Annotated in this window: 9 protein-coding genes, 3 pseudogenes and 1 riboswitch; of the genes and pseudogenes, 4 read left to right on the top strand and 8 right to left on the bottom strand. The window is 70.5% G+C overall.

What is annotated here, in order from left to right; all coding sequences use genetic code 11:
• Positions 1–37: 37 nt before the first annotated feature.
• Positions 38–188: riboswitch (cobalamin riboswitch) on the bottom strand.
• A gap of 124 nt (positions 189–312) precedes the next feature.
• Entirely contained in the window at positions 313–1,479 is a 1,167-nt protein-coding gene (locus AC3YNX_RS13570) for an FUSC family protein (RefSeq protein ID WP_489995780.1), read from the top strand.
• Between the two features lie 76 nt (positions 1,480–1,555).
• Here AC3YNX_RS13570 and lysA read toward each other — a convergent pair.
• From lysA to AC3YNX_RS13555, 3 genes and pseudogenes are all read right to left on the bottom strand, one after another.
• A pseudogene (gene lysA, locus AC3YNX_RS13565) lies at positions 1,556–2,924 on the bottom strand (diaminopimelate decarboxylase).
• Positions 2,875–3,225: an SAV_915 family protein gene (locus tag AC3YNX_RS13560; protein ID WP_489995779.1), complete on the bottom strand. Its 351-nt coding sequence runs from the start codon at positions 3,223–3,225 to the stop codon at positions 2,875–2,877. Before AC3YNX_RS13560 ends, lysA begins: the two are co-directional and overlap by 50 nt.
• A 358-nt stretch (positions 3,226–3,583) precedes the next feature.
• Positions 3,584–4,216: a hypothetical protein gene (locus AC3YNX_RS13555; protein ID WP_489995778.1), complete on the bottom strand. Its 633-nt coding sequence runs from the start codon at positions 4,214–4,216 to the stop codon at positions 3,584–3,586.
• A gap of 368 nt (positions 4,217–4,584) precedes the next feature.
• On the opposite strand from AC3YNX_RS13555, the gene AC3YNX_RS13550 reads away from it, so the two are divergent.
• Positions 4,585–5,274 (top strand): 8-oxoguanine DNA glycosylase OGG fold protein, encoded by a 690-nt coding sequence (locus tag AC3YNX_RS13550; RefSeq protein ID WP_489995777.1) that lies wholly within the window; start codon positions 4,585–4,587, stop codon positions 5,272–5,274.
• 514 nt (positions 5,275–5,788) lie between these two features.
• Here the strand turns inward: AC3YNX_RS13550 and AC3YNX_RS13545 are convergent.
• The 4 genes and pseudogenes from AC3YNX_RS13545 to AC3YNX_RS13530 form a co-directional block, all read right to left on the bottom strand.
• Positions 5,789–6,283: an HD domain-containing protein gene (locus AC3YNX_RS13545; RefSeq protein ID WP_489995776.1), complete on the bottom strand. Its 495-nt coding sequence runs from the start codon at positions 6,281–6,283 to the stop codon at positions 5,789–5,791.
• 575 nt (positions 6,284–6,858) lie between these two features.
• The gene (locus tag AC3YNX_RS13540) at positions 6,859–8,202 is read right to left on the bottom strand and encodes an NAD(P)-binding domain-containing protein (RefSeq protein ID WP_489995775.1); all 1,344 of its coding nucleotides are present in this window, start codon (positions 8,200–8,202) and stop codon (positions 6,859–6,861) included.
• A gap of 173 nt (positions 8,203–8,375) precedes the next feature.
• Complete coding sequence (gene add / locus AC3YNX_RS13535; RefSeq protein ID WP_127782862.1) at positions 8,376–9,395, bottom strand: adenosine deaminase; 1,020 nt, start codon at positions 9,393–9,395, stop codon at positions 8,376–8,378.
• A 51-nt stretch (positions 9,396–9,446) separates the two neighbouring features.
• Positions 9,447–9,630 (bottom strand): annotated as a pseudogene (locus tag AC3YNX_RS13530) (IMP dehydrogenase); the annotation flags it as partial.
• A 120-nt stretch (positions 9,631–9,750) separates the two neighbouring features.
• On the opposite strand from AC3YNX_RS13530, the pseudogene AC3YNX_RS13525 reads away from it, so the two are divergent.
• Both AC3YNX_RS13525 and AC3YNX_RS13520 read left to right on the top strand, forming a co-directional pair.
• Positions 9,751–10,101: pseudogene (locus AC3YNX_RS13525) on the top strand (nuclear transport factor 2 family protein); the annotation flags it as partial.
• The gene (locus tag AC3YNX_RS13520) at positions 10,084–11,064 is read left to right on the top strand and encodes an NAD-dependent epimerase/dehydratase family protein (protein ID WP_489995948.1); all 981 of its coding nucleotides are present in this window, start codon (positions 10,084–10,086) and stop codon (positions 11,062–11,064) included. The pseudogene AC3YNX_RS13525 and the gene AC3YNX_RS13520, both read left to right, overlap by 18 nt.
• 332 nt (positions 11,065–11,396) lie before the next feature.
• Here the strand turns inward: AC3YNX_RS13520 and AC3YNX_RS13515 are convergent, their stop codons facing one another.
• Positions 11,397–12,155, bottom strand: coding sequence for a hypothetical protein (locus AC3YNX_RS13515; protein WP_489983251.1), 759 nt, complete (start codon positions 12,153–12,155; stop codon positions 11,397–11,399).
• Positions 12,156–12,289: the final 134 nt, after the last annotated feature.

The following is a 12,289-nucleotide window of genomic DNA, read 5'->3' as shown; positions in this document are numbered from 1 at the left end:
CGTCTACGACCAGGCGGCGGTCACCGCGAGGGCCAGCAGGTCTTCGGACTCGGGGTCGTCCGGGCCGGAGCGCCTTCCCAGACCCGGAGGTCCAGTGGCTTGTGTGCTCGGCCCGTCACCCACACCGCTGCGCGTCAGTCCCGGATTCACACCGGGTTCCCTGTCCCGCTCGTGCGCACTGCACGAGCGGGGGTGGCTGGCGAGGAGGACCGTAGCAGGCTCCGGATCCGTCCGTGGCCTACCACGGACGGCTGTCGGCACCACGGTGCACCCACGAGGCGCGGCTGCTGCCCACCGGGGACCATGGACCGGGTGGGACTCACCGATCACGCCCGGGTCGCCACGGCTGCAGCACGCAGCTCGTTGCCCTCGCCCATCACCTTCTTCCAGGCCGCCGTGCGTTCCCGAGGCCCGCAGCGTCAGGTCTTCCTCGACGCGGGGAAGGCCGCACTGGCCGCAGCGCTCGCGTGGCTGCTCGCCGACCAGGTGCTCGGCTCGGGGCTTCCCTGGCTGGCGCCCTACACCGCGGTGTTCATCATCGGGACCACGGTGCACCAGTCGATGCGCTCTGCCGCGAGACAGGTCACGGTGGTGATCCTGGGGGTGCTGCTCGCGGCCGGCGTCGGCCTGGCCATCCCGTCCACGGTGGTCGCTCTCCCGGTGGCGGTGGTCCTGGGCCTGCTGATCGGCCACTGGCGTCCGCTGCACCCGGACGGCAGCTGGGTGGCGCTGATCGCCCTGCTGCTGCTCACCTACGGCACCGCGACCGAGCAGTCCGACCTGCTGTCGCGGGTGGGCGCCGTCGCCCTCGGTGCCGTGGTGGGCGTGGCCGTCAACGCGGTGATCCTGCCGCCGATCCGGCTGGACGCGGCCCTGTCCGCCATGGCGGCCCGCGCGGACGACATCGCCGGCCTGCTGGTGGAGACCGCGGAGGGAACCGAGGACGGGGTGGACGCCGAGCGCACGACCAGCTGGCACCACCGCGTCTGGCAGCTCGAGCACACCACCAGCGCGGAGGACGCCCTGGCCGACGGGCGGGACAGCCTGCGCAAGAACCCCCGGCGACGCAGCGCGCGCACCGGGGGGAGCGCAGCCCCGTACCAGGCAACCGCCACCGCCCTGGACGACCTGGTGCCCCCGCTCAGCCCCATCGTGACCGCCGTGGCGCAGCAGCAGGAGCAGCTCGGCGAGGGCCAGGCCGTGAGCGCGCTGCGCCACCACCTCGCCGAGCTGCTGGGCGCGCTCGCGGAGGCGGTGCACCTGCTCGGCCAGTACCCGGCGAGCCCCGGTGACGGTGCGAACCCCGGGGACGGACAACACGTGCTGCAGCGGGCCACCGAGCTGCACCGACAGGCCCGGCGCATGTCGGACGCGCTGCCCGGGCCCAGCGACGTCGCCGCGGTCGGCGCGCTGCTGGCGGCCGTCCAGCGCACCCTGACGACGGTGGCCACCGCGCACCGCGCCACCCAGGAAGCCTGACCGGTACACCTGGGCAGGCAGTGCCATGGCGAGTCGATTGACAAACGATAGGTCTGCACCTCGCCCGCGGACGCGGTCAGTCGGCCACGTCGCGGCCGATGAGGTCGGCCACCGTCTCCCGCCGCACCAGCAGCCGGGCGGCGCCGTCGTGCACGGCGACCACCGGCGGACGGCCCACCATGTTGTACGTGGAGGCCATCGACAGGTGGTAGGCGCCGGCGACCGGCACCGCCAGCAGGTCACCCGCCCGCACGTCGGCGGGCAGCGGCACGTCCGCGGCGATCACGTCACCGGCCTCGCAGTGCCGGCCCACCACGGTGACGGAGCGCAGGGGTGCGGCCGGGCGCTCGCGCTGGCCGACCAGCCGCGGGGTGTAGCGCTGTCCGTACAGGGCGGGGCGCGGGTTGTCGCTCATCCCGCCGTCCACCGCGACCCAGGTGTGCTGCGGGGTCCGCTTGACCGACACCACCCGGTACAGGGCGATGCCGGCGGGGCCGACCACGGCGCGGCCGGGCTCGATGGTCAGCTGCGGCACGGGAAGCTGGTGCACCGCGCAGCGCGCCTGCAGGGCTTCGGTGACCTGGACGCCGAGCTCGGCGACGTCCAGCGCCGGGTCCCCGGGGCGGTAGGCCACCCCGTGCCCGCCGCCCAGGTCGAGCTCGGGCAGCACCAGGCCGAACCGGTCGCGCACCATCGCGGTCAGGGAGACCATCCGGGTGACTGCCGCGAGGAACGGGGCGATCTCGGTGATCTGCGAGCCCAGGTGGCAGTGCAGGCCCACCAGCTCCAGCTGCGGCTGGGCCAGGATGCGGGAGACGGCCGCGGACAGCACCCCGTCGGCCGGCGCCAGGCCGAAGTGCTGGTCGTCGGTGCCGGTGCGAATGGCGTGGTGGGCGCCGGCGGAGATGCCCGGCACCACCCGGATGAGCACCCGCTGCTTGTGGCCGTCGGGCACCTGGGTGGCCAGCCGTCGGACCTCCGAGAGACTGTCGATGACGATGCGACCCACCCCCAGGTCGAGGGCGGTGTGCAGGTCGGCGGGGGTCTTGGCGCTGCCGTGCACCAGCACGTCCCGCGCGGGCACGCCGGCGGCCACGGCAAGGTGTTGCTCCCCGGCAGAGCAGGCGTCGATGCCGAGGCCCTCCTCGTGCACCCAGCGGGCCATCGTCCGGCTCAGGAACGCCTTGGCGGCGTACTGCACGTGGGCGTCGGGAAAGGCCTGCCGGTAGGTCCGGCAGCGCGAGCGCACCTCGGCCTCGTCGAGGACGTAGGTGGGGGTGCCGAAGTCTCGGGCGATCTCGGCGAGGGCGACACCGCCGACGGCGACGTCCCCGCCGGGCAGCTGCCGGGCGCTGGCCGGCCAGACAGCGAGGTCGGTGTCGTGGTCGAGGGTGGTCATGCCGGCTGTCCCTCGGCGGGAGCGCGGTGGGTGATGACGGCTGCAGTGGTCGGCGCGGCGGCGGGCGTGTGGGTGGTGGGGGCGGCGGCGCGCGCCGCGAGGGTGGGATCGATGACCAGCTGGGCCACTCCGAGCGGGCCCACCATGGCGCGCAGCGCGGGCTCGGCCAGCCGGATCCACTGCTGGGTGTCGCCGAGGACGTCAGTGAGCTGGTTCGCGGAGGTGAACCCCACGGCCGTGGGTGCGCCCATGGGGGTGCGGAACAGCCGGATCACCGGGCCGAGGTTTCCGTTGTGGACGGGGACGAACAGCACCACGCGCGGGGTCGGATGACCAGAGCCAGTCACGGCATTCCTCCTGCAGAGGGAGCCCGAGCCGGTCGGCGTCGGGCTCCCTCATCGGACCACCGTGGGAGCGGGGGAGGACCCTGTGCAGACGCGATCTTGACGCGGTGCTGGCCGTTGTTGACGAACTCTTGACGGGGTGCCCGCACGTTCCCGGTTCCCAGCCTGGGGTGCAGTACTAAGGGGAGTCGGGTGCCGCTCCTCGCTTGGCGCTGCGGGCGCTGGGTGTACGGACGACTCGAGAGATGACGGCGCAGTCAGGCGGGTTACGGAGTCGTGGCCGCAAGTGTCTGAACTTCTTATGGAGAGCCCAGCGATTCGGAGTTCCGTCGAAGAATCCATCAAGGTCCACTCAACTTCGCTATTGCGGCCGTAGCAACCGGCGGACGGGCGCCGAGTCGTTGTTAACCTGCACGTGATAGGCAGCTCTGTGCCGCCCGATCGCATCACCGGCTCCGACGGGGTGATGGGAGACTTCCTTTGGTGCCCGCAGGGTGAGGGAATACGACTGCGAAGGGAGCACCGGACCGCTGCGCTGCGCAATGCCGGGCGGCAGGTCGCTCAGTTGCCCCACGTTTGCCCACGGTCCATGGGCGACTTGGCGCGGCTCCCGCGGCTTGTTCGCGGGTGAGGCCAGCTCCCGCCTCGCTGAGTGGTCAGCCCGCAGGGCGGCGTCGATCTCGGCGAGGAACTGCGCCCGCAGCGTCGCGGGCAGCCACGCGGTCTTGAAGGCGTTGCGTGCCAACGTGGCCGCCTCCTCGATGGTCAGCGGGGTCTCCTCGTGCACGCGCAGCAGGCACTCACCGACGTAGCCGTCGAAGTAGGCGGGGTCGTCGGAGTGCACGCTCACCTGCACACCCGCGTCCAGGAGCCGCTTGGTGGCGCCCTCCCAGACGGAGGCACGCACGAAGCTGTTGGAGATGGGGCAGACGGTGAGCCCGATGCCGCGCTCGACGACCTCGGCGAGCAGTGCCGGGTCGTCCAGGATGTTCACACCACCGAGCATGTTAGGCCTGACTGACGATGACCCATGGAGATCGCCACGCCGTCACGTCATCAGCGCGGCCGTCGTGGCCAGTCACGCTGCGGCGGGCGATGGCGGGCGCGGCGCGCCCGGCGCGGGCGAGCAGGTCGGGGTCTACGGGGTGCAACGAACCGGCGACCTCTCGCCTCGCCCAGGTCATCTTGCAGGGCCCGAGTGCGGGGTTGGGGCGTTCCACCGGCAGCGACGGTTCCGCTCGAGGCTGCAGGTCTGCGCGACCGGGCGTGGTATCGGAAGAAGCCTGGGGTGGTTGGCATTATCCCAACCCATTGGCTCACATAGATACACAAGTCGTGGGATGGTTGTTCTAGTCTTCCTTCATGGCGAGAGCGCAAGACATGCTATCTGGAGCCCTAGAGGAAGATTGCGACGCAGGTATCCGATGGAAGCCGGATTCGTGGAGCCGGTGGGTTCCCGTGGAGCACGTCCCAATGAGGCTGGTGCGAGCATCACTTATCCGCAAGGATGACCTCTATCAGTTGGCGGACGTAGTTAGGCAGGGTGGTGATGACCCCTCGGTGGCTGCTCTGCTCATCGCAGTGCAGGCCTGGGGATCGGGCATAGCGGGGCAAGGTGGAGACGGACGCGGTCCTTCTCGCGCTGCGTCAGCACTCGGGCTCCCCAAATACGCCCCGGGCGCACCTCTGAACCCACAGAGACTCGATGCGGTTCGACGTGCTGTTGCGCTATCTGAGGTCGACGTGGCGTCCGCTTGGTTGGCACTGAAGCGAGGCGACGGACATCTACCCGGATGGGACGAGCCGTTTTTCACCAAATTGATGCACGCGGCTGGGTACGGGCGGTCAAGCCGCCCCTGGCCGCTCGTCTTCGATGGCCGGGTACGGAGTGCCTTGAAGGCTGTTGGTCAGCCACCACGCGGTCGTGGCCTTGTCGACTACATGGCGTACCTGGGTTTGGTCGATCAGTGGTCCGATCAGTGGGGATACAGTCCGGCTCAAATTGAGTTCGGATTGTTTGTGTTTGGTGAGCGGAAGCGGGCAGCGGCGTAGCGGGAGGAGCGGGCGCCTAGTAATCTCTCGGAAGAGGCCCTCGGGCCCAGCAACAAGGCAACTGATCGGGTCGCTAGATCCTGCACGGTATTCATCCTGGGTGGCATTCTGACGGTCCTGGACGAACGGGGGCAACAAGGTGCTGCTGGCGTTATCAGTCCATGCTCGAGTAGCTGAAGAAGCCGGGTTCAATTCCTAACGACGTGAGCCACTTCTGTTCCCCAGTGCGACAGATCTGATCGCCATTGGCTTGCAGCAACGGGAGCACGTCGTCACCTTGGGCGCCGCCGAGCGCTGCGACCACCCGGCTGATCTCGTCTGGCTGCACGGTGGCCAGTACTCGTACTCAGATGAGCCCATTACTCCGGGCGGACCGAGGTCCTGGCCGGCGATCTGCAGCACGCCGTCGTCGAGGATCTCGGCCCAGACGTACAGCCCGTTGCTGTCTCTGAGGGTCACGCGTTCACTCATTGCCTCTCCCGGGTTGGCACAGTTCAGCTCGGAATGCTTCTTGTCAGCGATGCAGCTGGTCGATGGTCGCCCGTGGGACGTTCAGCTGCGCCAAGGCGTGGGTGTACTTGAGGTCCAGGCGCTCACGGGTGGCGTCGTCGAGCTGGGCCACCCGCACAGGGTCGAGGTTGGTGGCGAGGTCGGCTGTCTTGACCAGCAGGGCGACCGGCTTGGTGGTGATGGTCGCGTAGTAGTCGTCCGGCGGCACCTCCTTGGTACGGGTCAGCGCCACCACAGCATCGACGGCCCGCGGCGACAACCCCTGCGACAGGAGGTCCTCCGCGGTGACCGGAGTGTCTTCGATGACGTCGTGCAACCATGCGGCAACCACGGCGTCCTCCTGGGTGTCGGGGTCAGCCGCCTGGTAGGCGGGCAACCGTTGCACCAGGCCGACAACACTCGCAGGATGCTGGATGTAGGGTGCGCCGATCTTGTCGGTCTGTCCCGCGTGTGCCCGCTCGGCGATCTCGCGGGCAACGGCGATGACGTTGTTGCTCATGGTGGTCCTGACGAGCTCGGGAGAGGGGTTGACCTCATCTTGTCGTGCTCGAGGCCTGGCTGCCGCGTTTCCCGCAGAAGGGCTGTGCACCGTGCTCGAAGGCTCGCCGAGATAGGTACGGTCGCGACGTGGCGGTCGAGGTTGCCCCGTGCTCGCCCGCGTGGACGCTGCAGTTCCGCCGCATCACTGGACACCTCCGTGCCGCCATCGAGCCGGAGCTCGTCCCGGGGGAGTCCGCTACCTCTTCTTGATGGTCGTCGTTGCCCATCCAACGGACACCAGGACCAAGACGACTCCCAGAATGAGGCCGACGCTGTCGTCTCGCGCGGCTGCGCGACCGGCCATGGCGACGCCGACAACGCCCACCAAGAAGATGCACACCACGGCCCACCAGGTGCGCATCTCAGCACACCACGTCGTCGCGGGCCGCGCCCACCACCGTGACCGCGCGAGCATGGGCGTGGGTCATGTGGGTCGGCTCCCTTGTGTCCGCCCCGGCCCGCAGCCGCGTGGCTGCACCCGAACCTGAGCGCGCCGAGCGTGGCACAGATTCTCTTGTGCCTCAAGGACAGTGGCTACCGGCCGGGGCCAGGCGCGGAGAGGGTGAGCAGCTCGGGTGCAGACGTGCCACAGCACCCACCACCTGCGGGGGCGTCGGCGTCGGGCTCGTCGAACACCCCAGCGCCGCCGCAGACCCCGGTCTCGGGCAGCGTCAGCTCAACCCGGGCCGCAGCCTCGTGGTCGCCGGCGATCGCGGCGGCGATGCTGCGGACCTGCTCGTACCCGGTCATCGCCAGGAACGTCGGTGCGCGGCCGTAGGACTTCATCCCCACCAGGTAGAAGCCGGGCTCGGGGTGGCTCAGCTCCTTGGCGCCGTGCGGGTACACGGTGCCGCAGGAGTGCTCGTTCGGGTCGATCAGCGGAGCCAGGTCGACCGGCGCCTGCAGCACCGGGTCGAGCCCCAGGCGGATCTCCGACAGCCAGGACAGCTCGGGGCGGAACCCGGTCAGCACCACGACGCGGTCGACGTCGTCGATCCGCTGACCAGCGTCGGAGAGCAGGGCCACCCGGTTCTCGCCCGTGCGCTCCACCGCGGTGGTGCGAAAGCCGGTGACGACGTGCAGGAGCCCGTCGTCGACGGCCTTCTTCGCCTTGATTCCCAGTGCTCCACGGGCGGGCAGCTGGTCGGCCTGGCCGCCGCCGAACGTCGCGGCGACGTCGCCGCGACGCAGGACCCAGGTGATGCGGGTGCCGGGCGCCTCGTGCTCGAGCTCGGCGAGGGCGATGATCGCGGTCAGGGCGGAGTGTCCGCTGCCGGCGATCACGGTGTGTTGGCCGGCGTGCTGGGCACGCACGGTCGGGTCGTCGAGGTTGGGCACGCGGTAGGTGATCGCGTCGGCGGCGGCCTTCTCGCCGAGTGCGGGCAGCCCCTCTCCGCCCAGCGGGTTCGGGGTGCCCCAGGTGCCGGAGGCGTCGATCACCGCCTGCGCGAACATCCGCTCCTCGGTGCCGTCGGCCCGGCGGAGGTAGACGGAGAGTGGCTCGGTGTCGCGTCCGGCGTCGACCACCCGGTCGCGTCCGCGGCGGGCGACGCCGATGACCTCGGTGTCGAGCCGCACGGCGTCGCCGAGCGCAGCGGCGAGCGGCTCGAGGTACTCGCGGGCCCACTGCAGGCCGGTGGGGTAGGCATCGTCGTCGGGAGCGTTCCAGCCGGTCTGGTCGAGCAGTCGCCGCGCGGCGGGGTCGATGACCTCCGACCAGCGGGAGAACAGTCGCACGTGGTTCCACTCGGCCACAGCCGCGCCCGCTGCGGAACCGCGCTCGAGAACCAGGGGGGTGAGTCCGCGCTCGCGCAGCTCGGCTGCTGCGGCGAGCCCGACCGGACCGGCTCCCACCACAACCACCGGCAAGTCACTCATGGCGAGGCCCTTCATAGATAGATTTCGATCCACGAAAACAGGGTATCTGACGCCGTCAGCCAGCGGGACTGCTGCTGCCGGGTTGGGGCTGCTGGCCGGGCACGCCTGACCACGGCGAACGGCGCCGCCGGCAGGTGCCAGCAGCGCCGTTCGGGTGCGCGGAGGGCGGGAGGTCAGGCCGGCAGCGCGGCGTCGATCTCGGCGAGGAACTGCGCCCGCAGCGTCGCCGGCAGCCACGCGGTCTTGAAGGCGTTGCGGGCCAACGTCGCCGCCTCCTCGATGGTCAGCGGGGTCTCCTCGTGCACGCGCAGCAGGCACTCACCGACGTAGCCGTCGAAGTAGGCGGGGTCGTCGGAGTGCACGCTCACCTGCACACCCGCGTCCAGGAGCCGCTTGGTGGCGCCCTCCCAGACGGAGCCACGCACGAAGCTGTTGGAGATGGGGCAGACGGTGAGCCCGATGCCGCGCTCGACAACCTCGGCGAGCAGCGCGGGGTCGTCCAGGATGTTCACGCCGTGGTCGATCCGGTCGACGCCGATGACGTCCAGCGCCTGACGGATGTGGTCGAGCGTGCCGGGCTGGTCGACGTCGCAGTGCATGGTCAGCAGGTAGCCCTCGGCGCGGGCCCGGGCGAAGACCTGCTCGAACTTCACCGGCGGGTTGCCCCGCTCGTCGGAGTCCAGGCCCACCCCGATGATCCAGTCCTTGTACGGCAGCGACTCCATGAGCGTGGCCATCGCGTACTCGGCGGAGAAGTCGCGGAGGAAGCACATGATCAGCTCGGCGTGCAGGTCCAGCGTGCGACGCGCGTCGACGATGGCTCGGCGCAGCCCGCGGACGACGGTGCTGAACTCCACGCCGCGGGAGGTGTGCGCCTGGGGGTCGAAGAAGATCTCGACGTAGCGCACCTTCTGCGAGGCGGCCTTGGTGAAGTAGGCCGTGGCCAGGTCGTAGAAGTCCTGCTCGGTGACCAGCACCTGCATGTTGCGGTAGTAGCCGACCAGGAAGCTGGTCAGGTCGTTGAAGGGGTTCTCCCGCTTCATCTCCGCGGCGTCGGCGTAAGGCATCTCGATGCCGTTGCGCCGGGCCAGCTCGAACACGAGCTCACCCTCCAGGGTGCCCTCGATGTGCAGGTGCAGCTCGCACTTGGGCACCTGGGCGATGAAGTTCTCCACGGTCTTGTCGCTGTTCATGTTTCAATTTTCCCATCCAGTCGCCTCGGTGCACTGCCCGGGTCACTGACGTCAGGACCACAGCAGCACCTTGATGGCGCGCCGCTCGTCCATCGCCCGGTAGCCCTCGGCGGCGTCGTCCAGCGGCACCTCGAGGTTGAAAACCTGCCCCGGGGTGGACCTTGCGCTACCAGATCAGGTCGGTTAGGTCGGTCAGGTCGGGCAGGAACCGGCGCACCGGGGCGGGTCCGCCGTGCGGGATGCGGGTGAGGCTCGCGCATGGCGCAGGATCACCCCCGAGGGGCGCGGCCGCGCACCGCAGCGACGACGAGGAGGCTCCGTGATCGACGACGTGATCGCCCGCTGGCACCGGTACATGCTAGGTGAGCTGCCCGGCGGTCTCGACGATCTGCTCGCCGATAACGTGGTCTTCTACTCGCCGGTGGTCTACACCCCGCAGCGCGGGAAGCCGGTCACGACGCAGTACCTCGAGGCAGCGGCCGCCGCGCTGGCTGGTGGGCCGGACGGCGCCTTCCAGTACACGAAGCAGGTCCTCGCGGGCGACACCGCGGTGCTCGAGTTCGAGACGAGCGTGGAGGGCAAGTACGTCAACGGCGTCGACATCATCAGGTGCGACGACACGGGCCGGATCGTGGAGTTCCGCGTCATGATGCGGCCCCTGCAGGCGATCCAGGCCGTGCACGAGCAGATGGGTCGGCGCCTGGCCGCCGGCAGTCGTTCGCCGCGCAGCGGGCGCCGTGTCGCTGGCAGTGTGAATGACATGGCTGAGAACTCTTCTGTCGTCGTGGTGACCGGTGCGAACGGACTGGTGGGTGCCGCGGTGTGCCGGGGGCTCGTCGAGCGGGAGGCACAGGTGCGCGCCGTTGTCCGCCGTGCCGGCAGTGCTCCTGCACTCCCCGGTGTCACCGAGCACGTCGGCGACTTCGCCGACGAGGGCCTGGCCCGGGCAGTGGTCCAGGGTGCCGATGCGGTAGTCACGACGGTCCACCCGATGGGATCGTCGCGGGAGGCGCAGCACCGGGTGGGGGTCGAGGGGACGGCGTTGCTCGCTCGGGCTGCCCGGGACGCCGGCGTCGCCCGGTTCGTGCACATGTCGACGGCTGGGGTCTACGACCGCTCGGCGGGCGTCGGGGACGTGGCCGAGGACGGGGCACTCCTGCCCGAGGGCAGCGGCGACTACCCCGACACCAAGAACGCCGCCGACGCCGCGCTGGCGCAGGTCGCCGGGCTCACGACCGTGCTGGTCCGCCCGCCGGCGATCTTGGGTGCGGGTGAGACGTCCGTGTGGAACACGCTGCGCCCGCAACAGGTTCGAGACGGTGAACGCCGAGCGAATCCGGCGAAGACCTGGGCCTGGGTGCACGTCGACGACCTGGCGGCCCTGATCGCGGACGTCGCCACGGGCACCGTCGCGACCTCCGACGACCCGGAGCGAGGCCCCGAGGACGGGAGCGTGACGCCGGTCATCGTGGCGGGCGAGCCGGCGACGTGGCGGGACTACCTCGGCACCGTGACCGACGCGTTGGGCGTGGAGCCCGAGTGGACCGACGAGCAGGTCTGGACCGGGCAGCTCCGGGCCGACCGCGCACGGGGCTGGGGCTGGGCGCCGCGAGTGGGCCTTGCGGAGGCGATGGCAGAGCTGCGGCGGAGCGTGACGGCCCTCGAGTGAGGGCTCCGCGGATCGGGCGATCCGCCGTCTGCGCGACAGGCCTGCAGTGCACCTGTGCGCGTCACTACCTGATCACGTGGTGGGTCGGGCCGCTCAGGCGACGGTCCGCAGCCCCTCGACCAGCGGGGTGGTGGGGCGGCCCGGGAGGCGGGCGAGGTCACCGTTCGGGAAGGCAAAATCCCGGCCCGGATCCCGGCGTCCACGCTGACCACCATCGCGGCCAGTGGCTCGGGGACGCCCGCCTCGGTGAGGGCGGCCAGGTGCTCCTCGGGCATGACCGACTTGCGGACCACGTCGCGGCCGAGGACCTCGCTTCCCCGTCTTCGCTGGTCTCAGTCGGTGGCGCGGCTGGCGCGCGTGGGCAGCTCGGGGTCGTCCGGGTGCAAGGGGCCCACGACCTCGCGCCACGCCCAGGTCATCTCGTCGTAGAGGTCCTGAAAGAAGCCAAACTTCCCCCGCAGGTCTCGCAGCGCCAGGGCTCGCGCAGCGCCCTCGATGTCCCGCCCCGGGCTCCACCCACGAAAGAGCGACATCATCCGCTCACCACCGCCACCGTTCGCGGCGGAGAGGGCGTCGTCGGAGGCGTTCAGCGCCGCCTCGGCCACCCGCCTGGTGGCGTAGGCGCGCTCAGCACGCTCGGCGACCGCGATCGTCGGGTGCGGCACCACGGCGTTCTGCCGGGACGCCGCCGCGATCTGCTGCGTCTCGTCTGCGGTGAGCACCCCGGCGCGGCGCACGAACGCCACGACCTCCGCCCACTGGGGGCCGAACGCTTGGGCAAGCACCGTGGTGCTGACCCGGGTCGACTGCAGCAGCGCGTCTACCCGCGTCGCAGTGTCGCCGCGGCCCTTGGCGGAGCTGGTGGTGCGCAGCAGGTGGTTGACCACCTCGCGGGCGAGGTGTCCGTCGCCAGGTACTCGGGCGCGGCGCAGCAGCTCCTTCTCCAGCTGCCTGCCGACGAGCGGCTGGTCGCCAGGCTCGGCGACGAGGTCGGCGAACAGCTGCTGCAGCGACGCGCAGATGTCTAGCGCACCTGCTCCGCCGTCGCCGGTGGGTGGCGTGGTGGAGGTCTGCTCGTCGCTGGTGGTCACTGTCAGACATCCCTGAGCCGAGGGGTGGGGCCCGGTGCTCCCGCCGCTGCACTGGGCATCGTGCCACCTGCGACCTGAGGACGAGCCGGTGCCACGGGTCGGGCCCAGCGAGGAACGGTTCGGCGCCGTCGCCC

The organism is Rhodococcus sp. Z13_19A (assembly GCF_058133575.1).
The sequence above is the reverse complement of the archived record's forward strand: the minus strand, read 5'-3'. Positions and strand labels throughout refer to the sequence as shown.